General features: G+C 62.5%; 2 protein-coding genes. Both read left to right on the plus strand.

Features of this window, described 5'->3' with window-relative positions:
• Positions 1 to 242 precede the first annotated feature (242 nt).
• Positions 243 to 1,043, plus strand: coding sequence for a 3-methyl-2-oxobutanoate hydroxymethyltransferase (gene panB / locus ACE04F_RS06850; RefSeq protein WP_486105545.1), 801 nt, complete (start codon positions 243 to 245; stop codon positions 1,041 to 1,043).
• Positions 1,040 to 1,900, plus strand: a complete 861-nt coding sequence (panC, locus tag ACE04F_RS06855; RefSeq protein WP_486105546.1) for a pantoate--beta-alanine ligase — start codon at positions 1,040 to 1,042, stop codon at positions 1,898 to 1,900. The genes panB and panC overlap by 4 nt, the downstream gene beginning before the upstream one ends.
• Positions 1,901 to 1,921: the final 21 nt, after the last annotated feature.

Here is a 1,921-nt window from a genome sequence, read left to right on the forward strand (position 1 = left end):
GGCTCGCTCCCACAAAAAATCAGGGACCAGCCAGTCAGTTTTTAAACACGCCCCGACGCTGAAACGCATCAGTAACCTCGGTAACACCCACCGGTAACACATCCAATTGACTTCCCGGTTGCTCCTCACGACTATAGGCGTCCCGTCGCCGCCAACGCGGCGCTAATGGGCGTAATTCAGGCCTTACAAGCACCACGCATAGAAGGTGCGCCTGTATTCGAGCGCCTAATGAGGACTTTTTCATGCCAGCTATTACCCTGACCACGCTGCAAGGTCTCAAGCAAAAAGGTGAAAAAATCACCATGCTGACCTGTTATGACGCAACCTTCGCCCATGCCTGCAACGAGGCCGGTATCGAAGTGCTGCTGGTGGGCGATTCCCTCGGCATGGTGCTGCAAGGTCACGACAGCACGCTGCCGGTGACCACCGCCGAGATGGCCTACCATGTAGCCGCCGTCAAACGCGGTAACACCGACGCGCTGATCCTCGCCGACTTGCCGTTCATGGCCTACGCCACCCTCGAACAAACCATGACCAACAGCGCCATGCTCATGCAGGCCGGTGCCCATATGATCAAGGTCGAAGGCGCGTTGTGGCTGGCCGACTCGATTCGCCTGCTGGCCGAGCGCGGTATCCCGGTGTGCGCACACCTGGGCCTGACGCCCCAGGCGGTGAATATCCTCGGTGGCTACAAGGTCCAGGGCCGCAACGAAAACCAGGCGCGGCAGATGCGTGCCGATGCGATTGCGCTGGAACAGGCCGGGGCCGCGATGTTGCTGCTCGAATGCGTACCCAGCGAGCTGGCGCAGGAAATCACTCAGGCGGTAAAAATTCCGGTGATCGGCATCGGCGCCGGTAACGCTACTGACGGCCAGGTACTGGTGCTCCACGACATGCTTGGGCTGTCGATTACCGGCCGCGTACCCAAGTTCGTGAAGAACTTCATGGCCGGGCAAACCACTATCCAGGCAGCCTTGTCCGCCTATGTCGCTGAAGTGAAGGCGGCGACCTTCCCCGGCGCCGAGCACGGATTTTCCGCATGAACACCGTCAAGACCGTCCGCGAACTCCGCGCCGCCGTGGCCCGCGCCAGGGGCGAAGGCAAACGCATCGCCTTTGTCCCCACCATGGGCAACCTGCACAGCGGGCACATGGCGCTGGTGACCAAGGCGGCGCAGCGAGCCGATTTTGTCGTGGCGAGTATTTTCGTCAATCCGCTGCAATTCGGTGCTGGCGAAGACCTCGAAAAATATCCGCGCACCCTCGCGGCCGACCAGGAGAAACTGCTCCAGGCCGGCTGCCATTTGCTGTTCGCGCCGAGCGTGGAGGAGATGTACCCCGATGGCATGGCCGGGCAGACCCGCGTCAGCGTCCCACAGTTGTCCGAAGGCCTGTGTGGGGCAAGCCGTCCGGGGCACTTCGAAGGTGTGGCGACGGTGGTCAGCAAGCTCTTCAACATGGTCCAGCCGGATCTGGCGGTGTTCGGCCAGAAGGATTTCCAGCAACTGGCGGTGATCCGCGCGCTGGTGCATGACCTGAACATGCCGATCCAGATCATCGGCGAGCCGACCGTGCGCGCCGAGGATGGCCTGGCGCTGTCTTCGCGTAATGGTTTTCTCAGCCCCGAGCAGCGCGCCGTGGCCCCCGTGGTCTATCGTGCCCTGAGCCAGGTCGCCGAGGCCATCCAGCAAGGGCAGCGGGATTACCCGGCGCTCATCGCTGAGCAGCTCCAGCAACTGGAAGCCGCTGGCCTGCGCCCCGACTACCTGGAAATCCGCCACGCCAAGACCTTGCGTCCGGCCGTGAACGAGGATCGCGACCTGGTGATCCTGGTGGCGGCATTCCTCGGTACCACGCGCCTGATCGACAACCTGCACCTGGAACTCGGCACGCCCGCCTGAACACCTCAGCGCCCCTGTGGG

This window comes from Pseudomonas sp. AGC41, assembly GCF_057334555.1.

What these genes read in the sequence shown, in the direction of transcription:
- panB (WP_486105545.1), top strand. Translation starts at nt 243, where the DNA reads ATGCCAGCTATTACCCTGACCACGCTGCAAGGTCTCAAGCAAAAAGGT.
- panC (WP_486105546.1), top strand. Translation starts at nt 1,040, where the DNA reads ATGAACACCGTCAAGACCGTCCGCGAACTCCGCGCCGCCGTGGCCCGC.